General features: G+C 35.0%; 27 protein-coding genes. 17 read left to right on the forward strand and 10 right to left on the reverse strand.

The window, feature by feature from the left end; translation table 11 throughout:
* Window positions 1-145 precede the first annotated feature (145 nt).
* Window positions 146-388, forward strand: coding sequence for a hypothetical protein (locus ASG22_RS13695; RefSeq protein ID WP_055985601.1), 243 nt, complete (start codon window positions 146-148; stop codon window positions 386-388).
* 55 nt (window positions 389-443) lie between these two features.
* Here the strand turns inward: ASG22_RS13695 and thiL are convergent, their stop codons facing one another.
* Together thiL and ASG22_RS13705 are read right to left on the reverse strand one after the other, a co-directional pair.
* The gene (gene thiL / locus ASG22_RS13700) at window positions 444-1,505 is read right to left on the reverse strand and encodes a thiamine-phosphate kinase (RefSeq protein ID WP_055985603.1); all 1,062 of its coding nucleotides are present in this window, start codon (window positions 1,503-1,505) and stop codon (window positions 444-446) included.
* Between the two features lie 59 nt (window positions 1,506-1,564).
* Complete coding sequence (locus ASG22_RS13705) at window positions 1,565-2,056, reverse strand: acyl-CoA thioesterase (protein WP_055985607.1); 492 nt, start codon at window positions 2,054-2,056, stop codon at window positions 1,565-1,567.
* Window positions 2,057-2,169: 113 nt separating this feature from the next.
* Between ASG22_RS13705 and ASG22_RS13710 the strand changes: the two genes are divergently transcribed.
* Genes ASG22_RS13710 through ASG22_RS13725 form a run of 4 tightly spaced genes read left to right on the forward strand, consistent with a single transcriptional unit; the run spans window position 2,170 to window position 5,349 of the window.
* Window positions 2,170-3,372, forward strand: a complete 1,203-nt coding sequence (locus ASG22_RS13710; protein ID WP_117590798.1) for an NAD(P)/FAD-dependent oxidoreductase — start codon at window positions 2,170-2,172, stop codon at window positions 3,370-3,372.
* A 22-nt stretch (window positions 3,373-3,394) separates the two neighbouring features.
* Window positions 3,395-3,796 carry an energy transducer TonB gene (locus tag ASG22_RS13715; RefSeq protein WP_055985613.1) on the forward strand — a complete coding sequence of 134 codons (402 nt, stop codon included), beginning with the start codon at window positions 3,395-3,397 and terminating at the stop codon, window positions 3,794-3,796.
* Window positions 3,797-4,435 carry a DUF2306 domain-containing protein gene (locus tag ASG22_RS13720; RefSeq protein ID WP_055985616.1) on the forward strand — a complete coding sequence of 213 codons (639 nt, stop codon included), beginning with the start codon at window positions 3,797-3,799 and terminating at the stop codon, window positions 4,433-4,435.
* Complete coding sequence (locus ASG22_RS13725) at window positions 4,432-5,349, forward strand: YARHG domain-containing protein (protein ID WP_055985618.1); 918 nt, start codon at window positions 4,432-4,434, stop codon at window positions 5,347-5,349. The genes ASG22_RS13720 and ASG22_RS13725 overlap by 4 nt, the downstream gene beginning before the upstream one ends.
* On the opposite strand, the gene ASG22_RS13730 is transcribed toward ASG22_RS13725, so the two are convergent.
* Window positions 5,350-5,742 carry a DUF2809 domain-containing protein gene (locus ASG22_RS13730; protein WP_055985622.1) on the reverse strand — a complete coding sequence of 131 codons (393 nt, stop codon included), beginning with the start codon at window positions 5,740-5,742 and terminating at the stop codon, window positions 5,350-5,352.
* Between the two features lie 227 nt (window positions 5,743-5,969).
* On the opposite strand from ASG22_RS13730, the gene ASG22_RS13735 reads away from it, so the two are divergent.
* Window positions 5,970-6,398, forward strand: a complete 429-nt coding sequence (locus tag ASG22_RS13735) for an energy transducer TonB (protein ID WP_055985624.1) — start codon at window positions 5,970-5,972, stop codon at window positions 6,396-6,398.
* A 44-nt stretch (window positions 6,399-6,442) separates the two neighbouring features.
* Here the strand turns inward: ASG22_RS13735 and mutS are convergent, their stop codons facing one another.
* Together mutS and ASG22_RS13745 are read right to left on the reverse strand one after the other, a co-directional pair.
* Window positions 6,443-9,031, reverse strand: coding sequence for a DNA mismatch repair protein MutS (gene mutS / locus ASG22_RS13740; RefSeq protein WP_055985627.1), 2,589 nt, complete (start codon window positions 9,029-9,031; stop codon window positions 6,443-6,445).
* 163 nt (window positions 9,032-9,194) lie between these two features.
* On the reverse strand, window positions 9,195-10,058 hold the full coding sequence (locus ASG22_RS13745; protein ID WP_055985629.1) for a cupin-like domain-containing protein: 864 nt from the start codon (window positions 10,056-10,058) through the stop codon (window positions 9,195-9,197).
* A 255-nt stretch (window positions 10,059-10,313) separates the two neighbouring features.
* Between ASG22_RS13745 and ASG22_RS13750 the strand changes: the two genes are divergently transcribed.
* Entirely contained in the window at window positions 10,314-11,192 is an 879-nt protein-coding gene (locus ASG22_RS13750; RefSeq protein ID WP_055985631.1) for a bestrophin family protein, read from the forward strand.
* 10 nt (window positions 11,193-11,202) lie between these two features.
* On the opposite strand, the gene ASG22_RS13755 is transcribed toward ASG22_RS13750, so the two are convergent.
* Entirely contained in the window at window positions 11,203-11,802 is a 600-nt protein-coding gene (locus ASG22_RS13755) for a hypothetical protein (protein WP_055985632.1), read from the reverse strand.
* 55 nt (window positions 11,803-11,857) lie between these two features.
* On the opposite strand from ASG22_RS13755, the gene ASG22_RS13760 reads away from it, so the two are divergent.
* The 9 genes from ASG22_RS13760 to ASG22_RS13800 all read left to right on the forward strand — a co-directional run bounded on the left by ASG22_RS13760 (window position 11,858) and on the right by ASG22_RS13800 (window position 19,352).
* The gene (locus tag ASG22_RS13760; protein WP_055985635.1) at window positions 11,858-12,478 is read left to right on the forward strand and encodes a toxin-antitoxin system YwqK family antitoxin; all 621 of its coding nucleotides are present in this window, start codon (window positions 11,858-11,860) and stop codon (window positions 12,476-12,478) included.
* Window positions 12,479-12,482: 4 nt separating this feature from the next.
* A complete protein-coding gene (locus ASG22_RS13765; RefSeq protein WP_055985638.1) occupies window positions 12,483-13,013 on the forward strand; it encodes an RNA methyltransferase in 531 nt (176 codons plus the stop codon).
* Between the two features lie 185 nt (window positions 13,014-13,198).
* Window positions 13,199-13,846, forward strand: coding sequence for a CBS domain-containing protein (locus ASG22_RS13770; protein ID WP_055985640.1), 648 nt, complete (start codon window positions 13,199-13,201; stop codon window positions 13,844-13,846).
* Between the two features lie 5 nt (window positions 13,847-13,851).
* The gene (locus ASG22_RS13775) at window positions 13,852-14,718 is read left to right on the forward strand and encodes an NAD kinase (protein ID WP_055985643.1); all 867 of its coding nucleotides are present in this window, start codon (window positions 13,852-13,854) and stop codon (window positions 14,716-14,718) included.
* Between the two features lie 71 nt (window positions 14,719-14,789).
* Complete coding sequence (gene fbaA, locus ASG22_RS13780; protein ID WP_055985644.1) at window positions 14,790-15,860, forward strand: class II fructose-bisphosphate aldolase; 1,071 nt, start codon at window positions 14,790-14,792, stop codon at window positions 15,858-15,860.
* Between the two features lie 88 nt (window positions 15,861-15,948).
* A complete protein-coding gene (accD, locus tag ASG22_RS13785) occupies window positions 15,949-16,803 on the forward strand; it encodes an acetyl-CoA carboxylase, carboxyltransferase subunit beta (RefSeq protein WP_055985646.1) in 855 nt (284 codons plus the stop codon).
* A gap of 52 nt (window positions 16,804-16,855) precedes the next feature.
* Window positions 16,856-17,368 (forward strand): DUF6973 domain-containing protein, encoded by a 513-nt coding sequence (locus ASG22_RS13790; protein WP_055985649.1) that lies wholly within the window; start codon window positions 16,856-16,858, stop codon window positions 17,366-17,368.
* A 166-nt stretch (window positions 17,369-17,534) separates the two neighbouring features.
* Complete coding sequence (locus tag ASG22_RS13795; protein ID WP_055985652.1) at window positions 17,535-18,938, forward strand: nucleoside recognition domain-containing protein; 1,404 nt, start codon at window positions 17,535-17,537, stop codon at window positions 18,936-18,938.
* 21 nt (window positions 18,939-18,959) lie between these two features.
* On the forward strand, window positions 18,960-19,352 hold the full coding sequence (locus tag ASG22_RS13800) for a hypothetical protein (RefSeq protein ID WP_055985655.1): 393 nt from the start codon (window positions 18,960-18,962) through the stop codon (window positions 19,350-19,352).
* 14 nt (window positions 19,353-19,366) lie between these two features.
* On the opposite strand, the gene ASG22_RS13805 is transcribed toward ASG22_RS13800, so the two are convergent.
* The 4 genes from ASG22_RS13805 to ASG22_RS13820 all read right to left on the reverse strand — a co-directional run bounded on the left by ASG22_RS13805 (window position 19,367) and on the right by ASG22_RS13820 (window position 22,038).
* Complete coding sequence (locus ASG22_RS13805) at window positions 19,367-20,251, reverse strand: hypothetical protein (protein WP_055986838.1); 885 nt, start codon at window positions 20,249-20,251, stop codon at window positions 19,367-19,369.
* Between the two features lie 34 nt (window positions 20,252-20,285).
* Window positions 20,286-20,684, reverse strand: a complete 399-nt coding sequence (locus ASG22_RS13810) for an ExbD/TolR family protein (RefSeq protein WP_055985658.1) — start codon at window positions 20,682-20,684, stop codon at window positions 20,286-20,288.
* A gap of 9 nt (window positions 20,685-20,693) precedes the next feature.
* A complete protein-coding gene (locus tag ASG22_RS13815; RefSeq protein ID WP_055985661.1) occupies window positions 20,694-21,401 on the reverse strand; it encodes a MotA/TolQ/ExbB proton channel family protein in 708 nt (235 codons plus the stop codon).
* Window positions 21,402-21,576: 175 nt separating this feature from the next.
* Window positions 21,577-22,038: a hypothetical protein gene (locus ASG22_RS13820; protein ID WP_055985664.1), complete on the reverse strand. Its 462-nt coding sequence runs from the start codon at window positions 22,036-22,038 to the stop codon at window positions 21,577-21,579.
* A gap of 210 nt (window positions 22,039-22,248) precedes the next feature.
* On the opposite strand from ASG22_RS13820, the gene ASG22_RS13825 reads away from it, so the two are divergent.
* The gene (locus ASG22_RS13825) at window positions 22,249-24,045 is read left to right on the forward strand and encodes a DUF885 domain-containing protein (protein WP_055985667.1); all 1,797 of its coding nucleotides are present in this window, start codon (window positions 22,249-22,251) and stop codon (window positions 24,043-24,045) included.
* Window positions 24,046-24,048 lie beyond the last annotated feature (3 nt).

Genomic DNA, 24,048 nt, shown 5'->3' on the forward strand with positions numbered 1-24,048 from the left:
TTCAAAATTTATATTAGAAACCACTGTAAAACTGCAGTGGTTTTTTTATTTAAAAATTTGCCGCACAATTATAAATCTCATCATTTTGATTTATTTTAATTATCTTTAAAACATTATAATATTCAACCAAAACATCCAACTTAACATGAAAAACATCAAAAAACTCTTAAGAAAAGATTTACTAAACATTTTGGGCGCAGGCATATCAGGATGCCATACAAATGGAGATTCGGCTTATTGCTGGACAGACTGCGAATGTACTTTTGGAAAAGCCTGCGAAATGGATGACGATGGAAATCCCGGACAGTGTGTTTCCGTAGGTGGAGGCGGTGGCGGAACTCCCTATTGCCCTCCCGGAGACGACCGATGTACAGAACAACCCTATTAAACAAAAAACCACTGCCAAAAACAGTGGTTTATATTTGATAGAAATTAAATATAATTTAGTCCTGATTATTTCCCAAAAAAGCATCCCAGCCCTGTGCAGTTAAAGCAACCAACTGATTAGAGCCTCTTGCGACCATAAAGTTTCCTTCTTCTTTTGCAACGGCATGACCGATAATCGTGAAATCAGGATGATTTCTCATTTTATCAAAATCATTTGGTGAAATTGTGAACAATAACTCGTAATCTTCTCCCCCACTTAAAGCAGTCATGACAGGATTAAGGTTAAAATCATCTGCCGTTGTAATCGTAAGATTATCCATCGGAACTTTTTCTTCGTACAATCTGAAACCAACATTTGACTGATCAGAAAGATGCAGGATTTCCGAAGCCAAACCGTCTGAAATATCAATCATAGACGTTGGTTTAATACCCAATTGCTCTAAAGTTCCCTTTACATCCGTTCTTGCTTCGGGTTTTAATTGCCTTTCCAGAATATAGTCGTAGCCCTCCATTTCTGGCTGCATATTGGGATCTGCCAAGAAAACGGCGTGTTCTCTTTCCAAAATCTGAAGTCCCATGTAAGCACCTCCCAAATCCCCAGTCACAACCAGCAAATCGTTTGGTTTTGCCGTACTTCTTTTGACAATATTTTCTTCATTTTCAAGTCCGATCGCCGTAATACTCATGATAAGTCCGGCATTGGAACTTGTTGTATCTCCGCCAATTAAGTCAACTTTATATCTTCCGCAAGCCGCCTGAATTCCGGCATATAATTCTTCCAAAGCCTCCACCGGAAAACGGTTGGAAACTGCCAGAGAAACTAAAATTTGTGTAGGAGTTGCATTCATTGCTGCGATGTCACTCAAATTCACGACAACTGCTTTATATCCCAAATGTTTCAACGGAACATATCCTAAATTGAAATGAACGCCTTCTGCCAAAACATCTGTTGAGACAACTACTTTTTTATTTTCAGGATTAATAACCGCTGCATCATCTCCTACTCCAAGCTCCGAAGATTCATTGGATAAAGGAAAAAATTCAGTTAAATGTTTAATTAATCCAAATTCTCCTAATTTAGAGATGGGTGTTAATTCAGGTTCTTTATCTTCAAACATATCTTTTAATTATAAGTAATGAGTAATTGGTAATGAGTAATATCGAACTCAAAGCTATTTTAATTGAATACCGACGGGTCGATATTTTCCGGACGGAAAGGTAATTTTTTAAAATCTTCTCTCGTTAAAACAATCGTTTTAGGAGTTTTATATTTATTAATTGCTTCTACGACATCATCCGGTGGAGTTGTCATTTTTCTCAACATTGTATCAATCCAAACACCTGTTGCTTCAGATGTTGCACAATGTTCTCCTTCCGGCGTATAGAATTTGTGTACAAAACGGTAAATAGAACAGTCTTCCGCACAGGCATCTACTTCGAGGCTTACAATTACCGTCTGATCCGCAAAAATTTCCTTGAAGAATGAAAATCTTTCATGCATAATGACAGGACCGATTCCCCAACGGCTCATTTGCGTAACCCCCATTTTTTCAAGCTTCATAAAAGCCATTCTCGTCTGAGCACAATATTGAACGTAAGATGAATTTGCTAAATGTTTGTTGGCATCCAGATCACTCCAACGAACTTCGAATTTATGGTAGAATATCATTTAAAAATCAGTTTTTTAAGTAATTAAATTATTCTTCAAAATTACTCAAATAAGATGGTTTATAAAAATTGTAGTTTTGTAAAAATAATCTTGAGCATAAGATTAATAGAATTATGAAACAAATTATCATTATCGGAGGCGGTGCAGCAGGATTTTTCGCCGCAGCAAATCTTGACGAAACAAAATATAAAATTACCGTTCTCGAGCAAAATTCAGATGTTCTTCAGAAAGTTAAAATTTCCGGAGGTGGACGATGCAATGTAACTCACGCTTGTTTTGATCCGAGAGAACTGGTTCAGTTTTACCCCCGTGGAAATAAAGAATTATTGAGTGTTTTTACGAAATTCCAGCCGGGAGACACGATGGATTGGTTTGAACAAAAAAAAGTTTCATTAAAAATAGAAAATGACAACCGTGTTTTTCCGGAAAGCAATTCTTCACAGACGATTATCAATACTTTTTTGAGTGAAATTCAGAAGAAAAATATTGAAGTCAAAACGAAATGTTCTGTCAAAGAAATCGAGAAAAATGGTGAAAAATATTCAGTTAAGACAAGTTTAGGTGATTTTGAAGCCGATTTTGTGATTTATACCACCGGAAGTTCTCCGAAATCGTTGAAAATGATTGAAAATTTAGGACATAAAATTATTGATCTTGTTCCTTCCCTTTTCACTTTCAATATTAAAGATGATTTGCTGAAAGATATTGCCGGAACGAGTTTTGAAATGGCAGAAACATCGATTCAGAAGTTGAAAACTGAAGAAAGTGGACCGATGATGATTACGCATTGGGGACTTTCAGGACCTGCTATTTTGAAGATTTCAGCGTGGGAAGCCATTAATTTAGCGAAAATGAAATATAATTTCGAAATTGAAGTTAATTTTATTTCCAAAGATATTGATGATGCTGAAGAATTGTTCCAACAATTTAAACAATCAAATCCAAAGAAAACAATTGGACAATCGAAAATATTTGACATTACGAATCGTTTTTGGCAGAGAATTTTAGAAGTATCAAAAGTTGATTTGAATAAGCAGGTTGCGCAGATTTCGGGAAAAGAAATGCAGACCATTTTAGATAATTTATGTAAAAAGAAATTTAATGTAACCGGAAAATCAACTTTTAAAGATGAATTTGTCACCGCAGGAGGTGTTGATTTAAAGGAAATTAACTTTAAAAATATGACATCGAAAATTTTGCCTAACTTTTACATTGCCGGTGAAGTGTTGAATATTGATGCGGTGACTGGGGGATTTAACTTTCAGGCTTGTTGGAGTGAAGCTTGGCTGATAGCGCAGGATTTGAATAACTTATAACTTTTAGAAAAAATAAAAACACATGAAAAAAATCTTAACAATAGCATTATTTTTCGCTTTTGGAATTACATTTTCACAAACTAAAACCGAGAATAAAGACACGTCCAAGGATATTTATGTTCCACAAGCTGATGTACAACCCGATTTCCCTGGAGGAATCACGAACTTTAGAAATATTATAGCCAAAAATATTAATCTAAACAAGGTAAAAGGTCCTAAAGGCAGAATAAATTCATCTGCAAAATTTGCTGTTAATATAAAAGGTGAGATTGAGCAGATTACTGTTGTAGGCAGTAATGAAGACTTTAACAAAGAAATCGAAAAAGTAATAAAATCGGTTGCATTACTATGGAAGCCTGCTACCTATAAAGGACAGCCGGTAAAATACTGGTTTCAAATTCCTTTTACAGGTTATCTTGAATAAATGATTTCAATCAAAAAAAACATTTCGACCATCTTGAAAATCCTTTTAATCATCGGGTTTGGATATTTCTTTTGGCTGATGGTGAAAATCACGTTGGAATATATTCCATTAAGAGCTGATGTAAGCTTTTTAATGATCAAACAAACTGAAGTTGGGCAAAGACCGGAATATCTTTACTTTTTTTACACCCATGTTTACACCAGTATTTTTGTTTTGTTGAGTGGATTTTTAGCGATTCTCAGAAAAGATTTCAGATTAAAAAATTTCCATAAAAACGCAGGAAAGGTTTATATTTTTATGATTTTACTTTTTGCAGCACCATCAGGAATTTATATGGGTATTTTTGCCAATGGCGGAATTTTATCTAAAATTTCTTTTGTAATCTTGGGTTGTTTTTGGTGGTTTTCAACATATAAGGCATATCAATTAGCACGACAGAAAAAATTTAAAGAACACAAACAATGGATGTGGCGAAGTTTTGCATTAACAATTTCTGCTATTACATTGAGAATGTGGAAAGTAATTATTGTATATTTATTTCACCCAAACCCGATGGATGTTTACCAAATCATTGCATGGCTGGGCTGGGTTCCAAATATCCTATTAATTGAATATTTAATTGCAAAAAAACATATATGAAAATTTCAAAATTAACATTAATCTCTTTATTTACAATTGGTTTAGTTGCCTGTAAAAAAGATGGAAAAACCACTGACCATTCAAAAGACAGTCTTACTGCAAAAAAAGATTCTGTTGTTGTTCCTGAAGTTTACAAAGAATATTACGGGGTTTATACCGGAGATTTCGCAGGAAAAGGAATGATCACATCCGAAGATGGTGAACAATATGAAGGAGAAGTTTATAAGAAAATTTCCTTAAAAATCAATAGAATTACGAAAGATAGTGTGTATGGACAAAGCATTGTAGAAGGAAATCAGCGTCCGTTTCGTGGAATTTTTAATGAATCCACAAAATCTTTTGTTCTTGATGAACCCGGAAATGATAAATATGACGGGAGATTTGAGGTAAAACTGAACAGTGACAGCTTAACCGGGAAATGGAATGCATTTAATAAATCCGCTGTAAAAGCGCCTGTTAAATCTTTAAGACTGGTAAAAAAAGAGTTCGTTTATAATCCTAATTTTATGTTGAATAAAGATAACGACCTCATCGACTGGGAAAATCCGAAAAATTTTGTTGAAAAATATACGGATGAAGAAACCGGGAAAACAGAAAGTTATACCGCATCTAAAAACCGAATTGCATCCGATGCCGTTTTTAAAGTAAATGCTTCTACACAAAAATTATCAGAAAAAGACCTGAAAAATCTTAGAAAACTGGATATGGAAATTATCAAAAATTCAGTTTTCGCAAGACATGGATATTCATTTAAAAAAGCAACGTACAGAAACTTTTTTGAGCAGACAGATTGGTATATTCCGGTTTCAAATAATGTTGATAAAGATCTTTCTCCGATGGAAAAGGAAAATGTTGCTTTATTGAATCGTTTTATAAAATATGCGGAAGATAAATACGACAGTTTCGGAAGGTAGTTAATTAAAATTTTTCTTTGTTTCGGTAAATTTAACGAAAATAGAAATCATTAAACATCCAATTGCATAACACAAAATATCGACCCAGGAAAAAGAATTTCCGATCACAATATACATTAGGCTTCCAGGTTGGAAGCCTAGTTTTTCCGCAATATTAAAATACTGAGCAAATTCCACCAGGCAAGAAAAAATAAAAATCCCGAAAATCAGTTGTTGATTATTTTTCACTTTAATAAAACTTTTGATAAAAGTGTACAATAAAATAACGACAATAACATCTCCGAGATACGCTCTGACGAAAAATATATTTTTCAGTTTGGTTGCGATCAAAACTTCAATTAAAAAAATAAAAATCGTAGCCGCAAAATATTTATAGTTAAACTTATATTTCATTATTTTCTCTTCTGTTGTATTAATTTTGATTTTTTATATATCTTTTATAAAGACTAAATATCATAAAGCCATATAATAATTGATCCCGAATTTGAAATTACTTATTTTTTAATTCTAATTCATGATTTTTTCTATATTAAAAAATTTACCTTAATTTTGAACTTAATAATACACAAAAGGGGTTCGGCGCTTTTTTTGCATTTTAAGAAACACATTTTTATTTAATTATGAAAAAAATCCTATTCCTTCTAAGTCTAATTTTAAGCACAATCGCATTTGCGCAGGAATTCAGTACAGTTACAGAACTCCCTGACTATGAGGCTATAAAAATTAAATTAAAATTAGATGAAAATGTTTTCACTAAAGCCGACACTCCGGCAGAATTTCCCGACGGAATGGATACTTTTAAAAGAAAGTTTGCAGAAAGCATGGATATTATTGATGTGAAAACCAATAAAATAAATACCCGTGTTTATTTTGTAGTGGAAAAAACAGGATATGTACGATATGTAACCGCAACAGGAAATGATAAAAAGCATTCCCAAGCCGCAGAAGTTGCTGTCAGAAGATTATTTGTAAAATGGAAACCTGCCATGATCAATGGTGAACCTGTACGTTTTCTATATACGTTTCCTTTGAGTTTGAAGAAATATTAATTAAAAATCGATAAAAAGTCTCAGAAATTCTGAGACTTATATTTTTATTTTCCAATCATTTTTTTGATCGAATTCAGCTTCATCAACGCTTCAATCGGTGTTAATGTGTTGATATCAATTTTCGTTAATTCTTCTCGGATATTTTCCAGCACAGGATCGTCTAACTGAAAGAAAGACAACTGCATATTCTCTTCTGTCACTCTTTTTATCTTTTCAGATGAGCTGCCTTGAGAACGGCTTGCTTCCAGGGTTTTTAGAATTTCGTTAGCTCTGTTCACTACTTTTGAAGGCATTCCTGCCAATTTTGCTACATGAATACCAAAACTGTGTTCACTGCCGCCCGGAACTAATTTTCTTAAAAAGATAATATTCCCTTTATTCTCCTGAATCGAAACGTGGAAATTTTTCACACGCTCAAAATTCACGGTCATTTCATTTAATTCATGATAATGTGTTGCAAATAAAGTCTTTGCCTGAGTCGGATGCTGATGAAGATATTCCGCAATTGCCCAGGCAATGGAAACCCCATCGTACGTGGAAGTTCCACGACCGATTTCATCCAATAAAATCAAACTTCGATCAGAAATATTATTCAGAATGTTTGCTGCTTCGTTCATTTCCACCATGAAAGTTGATTCACCTGCAGAAATATTATCTGTCGCTCCTACCCTTGTGAAAATTTTATCCAATACGCCGATTTCCGCATATTTTGCGGGAACAAAACTCCCGATCTGCGCTAAAAGACAAACAATCGCCGTCTGACGAAGAATTGCCGACTTACCCGCCATATTGGGTCCGGTAACCATGATAATCTGCTGAGTATCTTTATCTAAGAAAATATCATTCGGGATATATTTTTCGCCTAAAGGCAATGCATTTTCAATAATTGGATGTCTTGCTTCTTTTAAATCAATTGAAAAAGTTTCAGTCAAAACAGGCTTTGTATAACTTTCAGAAACAGCCAATTCCGACAAACCAACCGCAACATCTAATTGCGCAATTATATTTGAATTTTCCTGAATCTGATCAATATAAATCAATGTTTCAGCACAAACATTTCTGTATAACTGATTTTCTAAAACCGAAATTTTCTCTTCTGCACCGAGAATCTGACTTTCATATTCTTTTAACTCCTCCGTAATGTATCGCTCTGCATTTACCAACGTCTGCTTTCTCAGCCAATCACTTGGAACTTTATCTTTATGTGTATTTCGGACTTCAATATAATATCCGAAAACATTATTAAAATCTATTTTAAGACTGGTAATTCCGGTTCTTTCGATTTCTCTCTGGCACATTTTGTCTAAGAAACCACGGCCTTTCGATTGTAGTCCTCTCAATCGGTCAAGTTCTTCAGAAATGCCTTCTTTAATAACATTACCTTTTGCTAAATTAACAGGAAGCTCCTCATTCAGATGATTTTGAAGACAATGTATCAATTCATCCTGAGTGTATAAAGAATCTAACCACGCCAAAACATCCGCATGAGGATGAAGCAGCGCTTTGATTTTTTGAATATTAAGCAAGCTCTGACGAAGATATCCCAATTCTTTTGGTGAAATCTTTTCTGCCGCCAGTTTTCCCATCAATCGATCCAGATCGGAAATCGATTTTAATAGCTGGGAAATTTCATATTTAAGATGATCGTTTTCGTTTAAAAAATCAATTAAAGACAATCTTCTACCAATTTCACTGACTGATTTTAAAGGTAAAATAATCCTTCTTCTCAACAATCTACCACCCATCGGAGTTGATGTTTTGTCGATAATATCCAACAACGATTTCCCTTGAGGATTACTTGGATAAACAATTTCAAGATTTCTCAGGGTAAAATTATCCATCATCAGAAAATCCTCCTGCGGAATAATCTGAATTTTGGTGATGTGCGCCAATAAATTATGATGGGTATCTTCTACCAAATAAGCAAAAATTGCTCCCGCCGCAGTAATCGCCAACGGCTGGCTTTCAACTCCAAAACCTTTTAATGAATTGGTTTTGAAATGATTGTTGAGTTTTTCGTAGGCAAAATTATATTGATACGCCCAATCTTCAAGCTTAAAAGCATTTTTATTTTTAATCTGCTCCGGAATCTGAACGCTTCTCTGATAAATAATTTCACTTGGATCAAACGTATTGATGATGTGCAAAATCTTATCCAGATTTCCTTCACTTACCAAAAATTCTCCCGTAGAAATATCCACCAACGCAATCCCAAATTTTTCTTTTTCTTTGTGAAGAGACAACAGGAAATTATTCTTTTTTGAACTTAAAACCTGATCATTAAAGGTAACTCCGGGCGTCACCAATTCTGTTACTCCTCTTTTTACAATGCCTTTGACTGTTTTCGGATCTTCCAACTGATCACAGATGGCAACCCTCACTCCTGCTCTCACCAATTTCGGCAAATAAGAATCTACGGAATGGTGCGGAAATCCCGCAAGTTCGATATGTCCGTCCCCGTTTGCTCTTTTCGTAAGAACAATTCCTAAAATCTGGGACGTTCTAACAGCATCCTGTCCGAAAGTTTCGTAAAAATCTCCCACTCTGAATAACAGAAGCGCATCAGGATATTTCGCCTTGATGGTGTTGTACTGCGTCATTAACGGGGTCTCTTTCTTCGCTGCCTTTGCCATTAAAATCGTTCTTAAAATTAGGTCGGTAAAATTATGAAATTTAAAGTAGAAATAAAGGATTTATCGTTTTCGCAGAGATTGCACAGATTTGCACGGATGACTGCGCTTAGTTTTTTTAATAATTAAAACATAAACATATGTGAGATCTGCGGGAGAAAAAATATTAAATCTTCTTTAAAGCTTTTGAACTATTTTCATAAGCCCATTTCTGTTTATAATTTACCCACTTAGCTTTAAAGATCTTTCGCATTAGTTTATCTGTATATCTCATGATAAAAACATGATACAGCATATTGGCAAAAACATTGGGTTTATTGGGAAGCGCACGAAGCGACAATGAAAATCCAGGTTCTAAATATCTGTTGAAATGCCAGAAAGCTCCCGGAATGAAAAGCGCATCACCGTGCTCCATGAAAATTTCGAAACCTTTAGCATATTTTAAGGCGGGAAATTTCTCGTAATCAGGATTTTCGTAATCTACATCGTAAATTGTATGAACGGACAACGGAACTTTATATAGAAATGCAGATTGCTTTTGGTCGAATAACAAAATTCTTTTTCTCCCTTCAAAATGAATATGAAGAAAATCTCCCAAATCCACATCATAATGCATTAGAACATGCGCTTCACTTCCTCCGAAAAATAACGTAGGAAGTCTCTTAAAAAATTTCATCCCTAAGTCCGGATAAGTGAAATTTTTCAACAGTTCCGGCAGTCGATCGGTAATGATATAAAAGAAAATACGGAGGTCTGAAGGTCTGCTTTTAATGATATCAATATAATCCTTCATTTTCATTTTAGTAACCGGCGCATCGGTACTTTTGCTGGCATCGGCAGGTTTGTTATCATATAGCGGAACTTCCTGTTCGCCGGCTTTTTCCCGAATAAAATCAAAATTCCATTTATCGAAAGCATCCCATCGGCTCGCAAAATTTTTAATCAGAAGCGGTTTATGCTTTTTGAAGTAATTTTTCTGGAAATCTTCTTTGCTAATATTGGTGACAACATCTACGTTTTCGAGGATCATTTTGATTTGGTATTTAAAATGAGGATTAAAAATAGTGTTTTTTTGAATTTTGGGAAAATTTTGAAGATAAATTAATGTTACACTGATTTTACAAAAGTGAATTAAACGTGAAATGTAACGTGGTGAAGAATTAATCTTATTTTCTTAGCCTGCACCTTAAATCTTAATTCATAAGTTTAAGATTTTTAATAAAGTCAGGATAAAATGAAAAAATTATCTTTGTAAGATAACCATATTTGTAAGATAACCATATTTATGAGAGTTTATAATACCAAACATTTCCTGAAAATCCTTTTCAGCTTACATAAAAGCGATACATTAAAGATTTTATTTCCAAGCATGATCCTTGTCGGATTATATTCCTGGGGCGTAGAATATCTTGAACTTGAATATTTTCATTTAAACTCAAAATCAGGGATCAGCAATGTCGGGTTATTTCATACATTACTTGGTTTTGTGCTTTCTTTATTATTGGTTTTCAGAACGAATACTGCATACGACAGATGGTGGGAAGGAAGAAAATTATGGGGAAAATTAGTCAATGACACTAGAAATTTTGCGATAAAGATCAACACAATTCTTGGAGACGACAGAAAAAGTGCCGAACAGATTTCCAGATACTTAAAATTCTTTCCGCACTTTTTAGCAAAACACTTATCAAAAGAATCTACCCGATTAGCGTTGGATGAAGATTATTCTGAGATTGAAAAAGAGCTGAAAAACCACGGGCCGAGTGAGCTTGTTATTCTTTTAAGCCACAAATTACATCAATTAAAAAAAGAAGGAAAAATCTCAGACATCGAAATGCTGTATTTAGACAATCAACTTTCCGGATTTCTGGATGTCTGCGGTGGTTGTGAGAGAATTAAAAATACCCCAATTCCTTATTCCTATTCATCATTTATCAAGAAATTTATTATTCTTTATGTTTTTGCATTGCCGATTGCTTATGTGATCAAAATTGGGAATTTTATCATTCCGCTGACCGTTTTTATTTATTATGTTTTAATGAGTCTCGAACTGATTGCCGAGGAAATAGAAGATCCTTTTAACAATGACGAAAACGATATTCCTATGGAAACGATTGCCCAGAATATTGAGAAAAATGTACATCAGATTATGTCGAAAAAATAAAATCAACCTTTTACAGATTGATTTCTTTTAATTCGCCGTCTTGTTTAATTTCTACAAATTTGCTTTCCCGGTTTCCTGAAGAATAGCCATAGAAAAACGTCTGGTATATCGGTGTGGAGTACAAATATCCTCCATAAGCGTTGTAAGCATCAGATTGCCCGGTTTGCTGCTTATAACTTGCTGTTGCCGTGAAGTTAACGATTGTTTCCAAATAATATTTTCCGGGCTTTAATTTCTCAAATTTAAACCTTCCGTGATCATCCGTTAAGGCTTCAATTCTGTATTTGAACGCCTCTTCAGACATATAAACCGTAGTTTTCTTATTTTCATATTTCTTTCTCATTTTGTAAAACTCCTCAAAATAAGGAGTTACAGGAAAAAGCATGACAACAGTTCCTTTTGGAGCATAATGTTTTTCGGCAAGAAGAGGTTTTATTCCCCAATTGTTTTTTTGCTTTGTAGAAGCCACTCCTTCAAGAGTAGATTTTCCGTAACCGATCATATCCTGAGCCAGTTTTTTATCAAAGAAAGCTTGTGGATAATAAGTATTCTGAGCTTTTGAAAATATAAAAGCTGAAGTCAAACCCATCAATACAAGTACATTTTTCATAGCATATATTTTATTCAAATATAAGTATTTTACTATTTTTGAAATAAAAATTTTTATGAAAAACATTTTTTGTTTGTTAATATTAACCTCTTCATTTGTTTTTGCTCAAAAACCTTGCGGATTTAAAGACGGTTTACAAGAAGGAACCTGCAAACAATTCTATGAAAACGGACAGGTAAAGGAAATTGCCGATTGGAAAAAAGGAAAACTGGAAGGTGACGCAATTTTTTATTTTGATACCGGAAAAATTCAGGCAAAAGGTGAATACAAAAAGGGCTATAAAGTAAAAGGATGGGAATATTATGATAAAACCGGAATTTTAACCTCCAAAGAAGTGTACAGAAATGGTGATAAAAACATTTATGACAATAGTTCTACGGCAACATTCTATTCTCCCACAGGTAAAATTACTGAAGTTTCAAATTATAAATTTGGTAAATTGCATGGCGAAAGTAAACTCTATCACGAAGACGGAAAATCTGTAAAGCAAATCGGAAATTATGAAAACGGATTGGCTACCGGAAAATGGAAAACGCTTTACCCATCAGGAAAAATCCAAAGGGAAACGGAATTCGTAAATGATAAATGGAACGGAACCAGAGTTCATTACAGAGAAAACGGAAGCGTAGAGAAAACAGAAGTTTACAAATACGGAAAATTAATCTCAACAAAATAAGAAATTGGTACATAAATTAAAACTGGAAGAACTCAACAGAATAGACGTAGAAACTTTTAAAACGGTTGAAAAAATTCCATTAATTGTAGTTTTAGACAATATCAGAAGTATGCATAATGTGGGGGCAACTTTCAGAACGGCAGACGCATTTTTGGTTCAGAAGATCATTCTCTGTGGAATTACGCCTCAGCCACCTCACCGTGAAATTCATAAAGCCGCTTTGGGAGCAACAGAAAGTGTTGAATGGAGCCATGAAAATGATATTAATGCGGCAATCACCGATTTAAAATCGCAGGGTTTTGAAATTATAGGTATTGAACAGACCACAAATAGCCAGATGATTTCTGATTTTACGATTGACAAATCGAAAAAATATGCTGTAATTTTAGGAAATGAAGTAGAAGGAATCAGTGATGAAGCATTGCCAAACATTGACTCTTTCTTGGAAATTCCACAATTAGGAACAAAACATTCTTTAAATGTAAGTGTTTGTGGCGGGATCGTCATGTGGGAGTTTGCAAAAGCCTTAAAATAAAAAAACTGCATGTGTCTAAAAGACAGTGCAGTTTGAAATAAATCTAATAAAAAGTAAAAATGAAAGGCGACAAAGATACTTTTTTTTCTTTTACAAACAAATTTTAGGTTCATTTTTCTTTATTTTATTGAAAAAAAGTTTGAATTTCAGAAAAAGTTTCATTTAATTTTTTATAAATTAGCACAATGTTTATCAAGGAATATATCTCAAAAGACTTTCCGTGTTTTAGTTTGACTGACTCGATAGAATCAGCAAGAGAAATGTTAGAAGCATTTGGATATTCTCATATTTTCATCAAAAAATCTCACCATTTTTTCGGAGCAATTGCGCAGGATTTCCTTTACGAAGACGGAATTCTGAAGGATATTGAACATCAGATCGAGCGTTTTGCCATCGGTGAGGATAATAATATTATGGATAGCATCAGACTGTTTCACACATTCAATGCAAACGTAGTTCCTGTTATTAATAAAGGTGAAAAATATCTTGGGTATATAAGTTGTGAAGATATTTTCCAGGATTTGTCGAAATATCCGCTGTTTTCGGAAGCAGGAGCCATCCTTACGGTTGAAGTTCCTTCCAGAAAATACTCTATGACGGAAATTGCGAAGATTGTGGAAAGTAATAATTCTAAATTTTACGGTGCATTTATCAGCTTCATGTCCGACGAAGTGATTCAGGTGACCATAAAAATAAGCAATGAAAATCTGAGTTCCATTGATGAAACATTCGACCGATACGATTACCGAATCGTAGAAAAATACTATTCTGATGAAAAATCGGATTTATTTAATGACAGATTCGGATTTTTCCAAAAATTCATCGAAATATAAAACTAATGAAGGCAGCCATTTATTCTCAGAAAAAAGATCTAGACACTTTTTTATATTTAAGCAAATTTATTTCCGAGCTGGAAAACAGAGGCGTAAAATCTGTTTTGTATGATGAGATGGCTGAAGCACTTCAGTTTTCAAAAATATTTGAAACTTTTAATAATAAACAGGATCTTCTGGATAAAGAAGTCGATTTGTTCTTCACTTTCGGAGGCGACGGAACCATCGTAAATTCTTTAACTTTTATCGAAGACCTCGAAATTCCGGTTGTCGGAGTAAATACCGGAAGATTAGGATTTTTGGCAAGTTTTACCAAAGAAGAAGCTTTTAATGAGCTTGATTCTATATTAAAAGGTGACATAAAAACAAGCCGCCGTTCTGTCATTCAGGTAGTTTCACCAGAATTGGAAGGTTTTTTCCCATATGCCTTAAATGATGTTACGATTTCCAGAAAAGAAACAACATCAATGATTACGGTAGATTCGTTTATTAATGACGAATTTTTAAATGTTTTCTGGGGAGACGGTGTTATCGTTTCTACGCCGACGGGGTCTACAGCATATTCTTTGAGTTGTGGCGGACCTATCATTTCTCCAAACAATGAAAATTTTGTCATCACGCCAATCGCTCCTCACAACCTGAATGTGAGACCTTTAGTAGTAAATGACCGTGTTGAAATTAAATTTAAAGTAGAAAGCAGAGTTCCACAATACTCTCTTTCCTTAGATTCACGACTGATACATATAGAAACAGATAAAGAAATTGTAATCCGAAAGGCTAATTTCCAGCTTTTACTGGTTCAGCCTAACAATCTTAGTTTTTATGAGACCATCCGCCAGAAGCTACTTTGGGGAAGGGACAAAAGAAATTAACAATATCTTAAAAATTATTACCTTTACAGGAATTTAAAAACACCCTAATAATTTATATTAAAAAGTAAGACATGAGCAGAATTTTCCCGGCAGGAGTTGCCACAGGTCAATTAGTTACTGATATTTTTCAGCATGCTAAAGAAAACAAATATGCATTACCGGCAGTAAACGTAATTGGTTCCAGCAACGTAAATGCGGTTCTGGAAACTGCAGCAAAACTAAACTCACCTGTTATCATTCAGTTTTCTAATGGTGGAGCTGCTTACAACGCAGGAAAAGGATTAAGCAACGACGGACAGAAAGCTGCTGTTTTAGGAGCAATTGCAGGTGCAAAACACATTCATACTCTTGCTGAAGCTTATGGAGCAACTGTAATTTTACATACCGATCACGCTGCAAAAAAATTATTGCCTTGGATCGACGGTTTAATGGATGCCAACGAAGAATTCTTCAAGCAGACAGGAAAGTCTCTTTATTCTTCTCACATGCTTGATCTTTCTGAAGAATCTTTAGAAGAAAACTTAGAAATTTCAGCTCAATATTTTGAAAGAATGGCTAAAATCGGAATGACGCTTGAGGTAGAAATCGGAGTAACAGGAGGTGAAGAAGATGGTGTTGACAATTCAGACGTTGATAATTCTAAATTATATACTCAACCGGAAGATATCGCTTATACATACGAAAAACTTAAAGCTATTTCTGATAACTTTACGATTGCAGCAGCTTTCGGAAACGTACACGGGGTTTACAAGCCAGGAAATGTGGTTCTTACCCCAAAAATCCTTGATAATTCTCAGAAATACGTTCAGGAGAAATTCGGAACTGCAGAGAAACCAATCAACTTTGTATTCCACGGAGGTTCTGGTTCTTCTGTAGAAGAAATCAGAGAGGCAATTGATTACGGTGTGATCAAAATGAACATTGATACCGATCTTCAGTTCGCTTACACAGAAGGTATCAGAGATTATATGGTAAACAATGTTGATTATTTAAGAACTCAGATCGGAAACCCTGAAGGAGAAGAAAAACCTAACAAAAAATTCTATGACCCTAGAGTTTGGGTAAGAAAAGGTGAAGAAACTTTCTCTAAAAGATTGGTTCAGGCGTTTGAAGATTTAAATAACGTAAATACGCTTAAATAAATTATAATTGATAAGAGATAAATGATAGTGGATTCCTAAATCGCTTCTTTTATCTCTTATCATTTATCACACATCAATTATATACAATATGGCATTCGAGTGGTTTAAAAGAAAAGCACAAAATATTACGACATCTACTGATGAAAAGAAAGACGTTCCCAAAGGTCTTTGGCATCAGACTCCATCAGGAAAAGTGGTGGAGCATGACGAATTAAAGAGAAATAATTATGTTTCTCCGGAAGACGGATTTCATGTAAGAATAGGAAGTGCAGAATTTTTTGATATCCTTTTTGATGAAGGTAAATTCACGGAACTTGATGCTAACGTTGAAAGTATTGATATTCTGAACTTCAAAGATACAAAAGCTTATGCAGACCGTCTGAAAGAAGTAAAAGCTAAGACAAAGTTAACGGATTCTATTAGAAATGCTGTAGGAACTGTAAAAGGAACCGAAATGGTTGTTTCTTGTATGGATTTCGCTTTTATTGGTGGTTCTCTGGGATCTGTAATGGGCGAAAAAATCAGAAGAGCGGTAGATTACTGCGTTAAAAACAAACTGCCTTATATGATCATCTGTCAGTCTGGTGGTGCTAGAATGCAGGAAGCTACTTATTCTTTGATGCAACTGGCAAAAGTTCAGGCTAAATTAGCTCAGCTTTCAGAAGCAGGACTTTTATATATCGCTTATCTTTGTGACCCTACTTTTGGAGGGATTACCGCATCTTTTGCAATGACAGCAGATATCATCATGGCTGAACCAAAAGCCCTGATCGGGTTTGCAGGACCAAGAGTGATCCGTGAGACCATCGGAAGAGACTTACCGGAAGGTTTCCAGACTTCAGAATTCCTTCTGGAAAAAGGATTTGTGGATTTCATTGTAAAAAGAACTGAGATTCAGGATACCGTTGCTAAAACAGTTAATTTATTAGCCGCAAAAGCTTAACATTTATAACAAAATACTACAATCTCTCTCTTATTGAGAGAGATTTTTATTGATGAGAACTTTCAAAATATTTTTTAATACGATCCGAAGTATGAGCTTTAAAAAGATAATGCGTCTTTTATCGCTCGTTCTCCCCCATCCTATTTTCTCTTTATTAAGTTTTCATGCGACGCTTCAGGCTTATACTATTGCCCAGAAGAAGTTTCCGGACACCGCTTCTACCAACGGCATTGGAAATTCTTTCAGACATGCGCTGTGGTGCTGCTTTATCTCAATGTACTGTTCCAAAGTTTCCTCTCCCGAAAAAGCCCTTGATTTTTGTAAAAAAATCACAGATATGCACGAAGAATTGTTTCCCAACAAGCCTTTAGAAACAAAAATGGATCTTCATAACAATAAATTCGGAATGGATTATTTTAAAGAATTGTTGCCGGGAGTTCACCGTCAGTTTTTCGAAAAAAGTTTTTTCATCGACGGATTGGAAAAGAAAATGAAAGACGCTAAAGTCTTAAAAAATCTGGATGATGATTTTGAAGGTTTTTTGGTTTATCTTGATGAAAAGTGAAAGAGTAAATGGTGAATTTCGCTTTGCAAGTCAACTTTGCTTTGCAAGTGAACCTTATACCAGCCTAAAAAATTCACTATTGATCCCGAAGGGATTGACTATTGACAATTCAGGCTTTGTAATCTGAAGTTTTTTTGATAAGTTTAGACAATCTTAATTTAATCAAATGGTTCTCAGCAGAATTTGGTCGGCATTTATCATTATCGCCATTGGTATTGCAAGTATAAAATACATCTCATCAAGCAACTACAAAACCATTTTCAATGACATGGTTGTAGGAAAAGGTGGTGATACGGTACAGATTGCTACACAGAAAATGAATGTTCTTTCACCAATCGTCAGAGACAGTCTGATGAAAAAACCTGATTTTGCAGACAGTAGAATTCATTATAAAACAGATTCTTTAAAACAGGATGTAAAAGTGTACCGTGTTCAGGAAGCAGACGGCGTGATCGGAACTTCTGAAACAGCAGTAAAAATCTGTATTGGGTTAGTGGGAATCATGACTCTTTTCATGGGATTTATGAGCATTGCAGAAAAAGCCGGCGGAATTAATTTGTTAAGTCGATTAATTCAGCCATTTTTCTCAAAATTATTTCCTGATATACCGAAAAACCATCCCGCTTTTGGTCATATGCTGATGAATTTCAGTGCCAATCTTTTAGGGTTGGATAATGCTGCAACGCCTTTTGGCTTGAAAGCTATGGAAAGCCTTCAAAGCTTAAATCCTAATAAAGATACGGCAAGCAATTCCCAAATTATGTTTCTGTGTCTTCATGCTGGTGGAATGACTTTGATTCCTGTTTCAATTATTGCAATCCGGGCTTCGATGGGTTCAAAAACACCTACAGATATTTTTCTTCCGTGTATGATTGCTACCTTTGCAGCGACTTTAGCCGCAATGATTGTCGTTTCATTATATCAAAAAATAAATTTACTAAAACCTGTAGTTTTAGCTTATGTAGGAGGAATTTCAGTATTAATTGCTTTATTGGTTTTATACTTAACGAAATTGAGCAAAGATGAACTGGATGATTTCAGTAAAGTATTAAGCAACGGACTGATTCTTTTTATCTTTTTAGCCATTGTTCTTGGGGCTGTTTATAAAAAAATCAATGTTTTTGATGCTTTTATTGAAGGCGCAAAAGAAGGTTTTTGGACCTGTGTGAAAATCATACCTTATTTAGTCGGAATGTTAATCGCTATTTCTTTATTACGAACTTCGGGAGTTTTCGATGTTATTATTGATGGAATGAAATGGGTCGCTTATACCGCAAATTTAGATTCAAGGTTTGTTGACGGACTACCAACTGCTTTAATCAAACCATTATCTGGTTCCGGAGCGCGCGGAATGATGGTAGATACCATGTCAACTTTCGGAGCAGACAGCTTTCAGGGAAAATTGGCAGCAGTTCTTCAGGGAAGCTCAGACACGACGTTTTACGTGATTGCCGTTTACTTTGGAGCGGTAGCCGTAAAAAATACACGATATACTGTAATTGCTATGCTTTTGGCAGATTTAGTGGGAGTTATTACTGCAATTGCTTTAGCTTATCTCTTTTTTGCTTAAATATTAAATATAAATTAAATTATGATCACAGATAAAGAATTCACATTAAGATTAATACGCCAGTTAACTCAAGCATTGGAAAAACTGATTTTGGATAAACCTGAAGAGAGTTTAATGCAGAAAGAACTGGATTTTGAAACGTTGATGAAAGACATTTTTAAATTTGATTTTACGACACTTTCATCTAAATCAAAAGAAGAAATCATTGAAATCGTGAATGAAAGACAGGAAAGAGACCACAAAGATTATTATGAAATGCTGGGAAATCTTTTTTATTTCAATGGAAGAGCGACTCATAACAACGAGTTTTTAGACAAAGCAAAAACATTCTATGAATTGTATCTTCAAACCAGCGGAATCTTTGCACTTCCTGTTATCAACAGAATCAACGAAATAAAAAAAGCACTTGAATAAAGTGCTTTTGTATTTTAGAATGTAATTTTATAAGTTCCGCTTGAGGAGACGTTGGATTTTTCAGCCTTTACGTATTGTTTCACCCAAGAGACAGCATTTGAACTGATGCATGGATCCGACGTTCCGCCTGATCTTCTTGCCGAAACCACATTTCCTGCTTTATCAACCGTGTAAGCAATGGTAATAGTTCCGCTTGCTGTACACTTATTGGCAGGTTGTGCACCGCCTCTCCCCATTGTCCCGGGAATAAATCCGACCAGTTTTCTGTCGATTCCTACTTTACTGTCACCATTTCCATCCCCACCTAAAGGATCTCCGGCATTTCCTATTCCCTGTCCGTCACCCTGGCTTCCTGCTTTTGTTCCTCTTCCTCTTATCAGGTTTCCGATGGCGGCGGTTCCTTTTCCGTCACCATTTCCTGTTTTAGAATTGGCAGTTGTTGCACCTGATTTTTTAGTATTTTTAGTTGAAGACGTACTTGCAGATGTTGCTTTATCAGATTTTTTGGACTCTTCTTTTTTAGGAACGGACACTTTTGAGTTATTTCCTGTAATAATCTTATCTTTCGCTTCTGACTTTTTAGTTTCAGGCTGGGGCTCAGGCTTAATAACCGTTTTTGTTTCCGGAACCGCAGCTTCTACAGGTTCGGGGGTCACTTCTGCAACGGCGGCCAAACTTCCCGGTTGGTCAGCAGGTTCTTCTATCCCATTTCCGTTTCTGTTATCTCCGAAATTTACGAGCATCGTCGTCACAATTTCAGGCTCTTTCTCCTGCGGTTTCGGTTTTAATTTATACAAAAAAACAAATAACAAAATTGCAGACCAAATCAGGATCGAAAGCAATGCGCTTTTTATCCTGTCTCTGTTTTCCTCGTCTTTGTTTATAATTTGGCTTCTCATTTTATAATGATCTTTTCCGAGATTGTTGGAAGTGCTATTTATCTTTAACGGTTGCAATGGCGATGTTAAATTTGTGTTTTTCAGCAATTTCCATGGCAAAAACCACGTCTTTATGCTTTGTATCTTCGTCTGCCCTTATCGTAAAAGATTTGCTGGTTTGATTCGTAAGTTTATTAACAATCATTTGCTCTAACTGCTCTTTGTTTACAGGATTATCATCCACAAAATAAGATCCGTCAGGTTTAATGCTTACAATGACAGGATTTGGAATATTATCATCAACCGCTCCCGTTTTTGGCAATTTCACATCAATAGCACTTTGATTTGCTGCCGAAGAAGTAATCATAAAGAATATCAGCATCAGCAAGATAACATCAGTCATCGCTGCTAAACTAAATTCCGGTCGGGCTTTATTTTTTCTCTGAATTTTCATACCAAAGATTTATAAAGGTTTATTGATTAGATCTAAAAATTCACCGGACATATTTTGCGCTTTCAATACAAATTTATCAATTCTCGTTAATAAAATATTGTAGAAAAAGTTAGCCGGAATTGCCACCGCAAGACCAACCGCCGTTTGTCCCAAAGCTGTATAAATACCTTCAGACAATGTTTTCGGAGAGAAAGCGCCTTCCATTGTAGATAAATCAAAGAATGCAATAATCATCCCTATAACCGTTCCTAAAAGTCCTAACATCGGCGCAATACTTGGTACAACCGCTAAAAGATTCAGGTTTTTTTCCATATTGGCAACCTCAACCTGAGCCTGAGATTCCATGGCACTCACAATATCTGAAACGGGGCGACCCAATCTTGAAATTCCTTTTTCTAAAATCCTTCCTTCCGGAGAATTTTGTCTTTTGCAATAATCTGCGGCAGATTCAATTTTCCCTTCTTTGATGAAATCTTCGATATTATCCATAAAATTAGCATCTGTTTTCGACATTAATCTTTTAATGAAGAAAAAACGTTCAAAGAAAAGGTAAACAGAAAATATTCCCAGTAATAATACGGTAACCATTACTATTTTTGCGAAAATCCCGCCATGAAACATGATTTCCCAAAACGAGAATATTTTTTTTGGTGCTTCTGCAACTACAGGCGCAGATACCTGAGCGAATAAAATCTGAGTAAGTTCCGTTAACAGCATTAATGTGTATTTTATAAAGGTTTTAACGACAAATGTAGTGGAATATTATGAATTGCTCTCTTAAAAATTGCTTAAAAACAACTTAAAATTTGTTATGGTTTAAAAACAGCAAATTTCTTTCCAAAAAAATATTTGAAAAGAAATCTGATATAAAATTTCTGTAATAAAGACTGTATTAATCTTCGTCTACAACAATCTCGTCCTGGGTGAATTCACATTTCAGCCTGAATGGAAGCGGCGTTTCTGATCCCGTGTAGAAATCATTGATTGTTCCTTTCCAGATTACCTCAAGTTCACCTTCTTCATTTTTTTCGAACGCAAGCTCATTATCATAGATAAAAGCATCTTCGTCATCAAAAAGATCTACTTCGGTATAGATTTCCTCGTCAGAATCATTAATGGTAATTGTTTTCCCTTCTATTTCCCCAGAATCAATAAGAAAATCGAAAACTTTAAGCGAAAGTTGCGGAAAGTTATACTGCAGAGAATCATCGTCTACGTGATCCAGACCGTCATCCGTTATAATTTCAACCTCTAATACATGTTGTTGGTTGCTGTAAACTGCTTTACAATATGTATTTCTGATATTGTACTTTAGCGTTTCCTCCGGATGGTAAATTTTTAAAATCCCTTTCATTATTTCTTAAAAAAAGAACTGTAATACTATGATTGTTAAACGTTATCAGCAAAGATAAAAAATAGATTGATTGTGTAAGATATTTTCAAAATAATTTTTAAAAAATCAATATAATTAATATGTTTTTGTCTAAAAAAGAGAAAACTGTTACATTTTTAAAGATTGAAATTGATCTTAAAATATTTACATTTGTTTTAAAGATTCTTAAAAGTGAAAAACATTTTATCAAAAAGTATTTTAGGATTGGTGCTATTAGTAAGTCTTGCTTCATGTAAGAAGTACGATTCTCCTTTAACGAAAGTTACCCCGTCAAACATCGATTCTATTGCCTCTAATTATTATGAGCAATATCTGAAGCTTTACCCTTTGGAAGCAACTTCACAAGGTGATCTTCGATATAATGACCAGCTTCCGATCACGATTGATAAAGATTTTATATCCGGAGAAGTCGCTTTTTATAAATCGGTACAGAAACAGCTTGAAAATGTTGATTATAAAAACCTTTCCGACGAAGACAAAGTCGTTTTTGATGTTCTGGATTTTACGTTGAAAGATAAAATTGAAGCTTATAATTATCATCCTGAATATATTCCTTTCACACAGTTTGGCGGGCTTCCGCTGAATTTCCCACTATATGGAAGCGGAGAAGGCAGCCAACCTTTTAAAACAGAAAAAGATTACATCGACTGGCTGAAGAGAATGGAAAAATTCCCGGATTGGATGAATACCGCAACAGACAATTTCAAAGAAGGAATTACCAACAAAATGGTTTTACCTAAAAAACTGGTTGTCAAGATGATCCCTCAGATGCGGGCGGAAGAAATTACAACGACAGATTTAGATAAAAATATTTTCTACGGACCGATCAGAAACTTCCCGAAAGACTTTACAAAAGAACAGAAGGACAGATTATCAACACTTTATACCGACGCAATCACACAGAAAATTATTCCATCTTATACTAAAATGGGAGATTTTTTAGAGAAAGAATATTTACCAAAAGCAAGAGATACGGACGGTTATAACAGCTTACCTAACGGAAAAGATATTTATCAGTATTACGCAAAAAGCTGGACAACAACCAATAAAACTCCGGAAGAAATCAATAAAATCGGACTTCAACAGGTTGCTATGCTTCGTGCTGAAATGGAAAAAGTAAAGCAAGAGGTTGGCTTCACAGGAACACTGGAAGAATTCATCAGTTTTGTGAAAACTGATCCTAAAGCGATGCCTTACAAAACATCGGAAGAAGTTTTAGGAGGTTTTAATGGAATTTTAGCGAAAATAACTCCGAAATTAAAAACAATGTTTTCTGTAACTCCTAAAACCAAATTTGAGATCAGACAGACGGAAAAATTCAGGGAAGCAAGTGCGAGCGCAGAATATATTCAGGGAACTTCTGATGGCAAAAGACCGGGAGTTTTCTATGTTCCTCTTCCCGATCCTTCAAAATTCAATGTGACTTCCGGCATGGAATCCTTGTTCTTACATGAGGCAATTCCGGGGCATCATTACCAGGTTTCTCTTCAACAGGAAAATACGAAACTTCCGAAATTCATGCGATTTGGCTGGTTTGGAGCGTATGGCGAAGGCTGGGCACATTATTGTGAGACTTTAGGTCCGGAATTCGGCTTATATACAGATCCTTATCAAAAAATGGGGTATTTAAGTGACCAGATGTTAAGAGCCGTAAGATTGGTAGTCGACACAGGTCTGCATACTGGAAAAATGAAAAGAGAAGAAGCCATCAAATATTTCCTGAGCAATATTTCTTACGATGAAGCAGGCGCAACTGCCGAGGTGGAAAGATATATGGCAATGCCTGGACAGGCGTTGGGCTACAAAATCGGTTCATTGAGAATTCGTGAATTGAGAGAAAAATATCAGAAAGAATTAGGCAGCAAATTTAATTTGGCGAAATTCCACGATGAAATTTTGAGTCAGGGATGCCTTCCTTTAGATGTTCTGAACAGAAAAATGGAGCTTTGGGCGGAAAGTCAGAAATAATTT

Origin of the sequence: Chryseobacterium sp. Leaf405 (assembly GCF_001425355.1) — a bacterium.
In the GTDB taxonomy this organism is placed as follows: domain Bacteria; phylum Bacteroidota; class Bacteroidia; order Flavobacteriales; family Weeksellaceae; genus Chryseobacterium.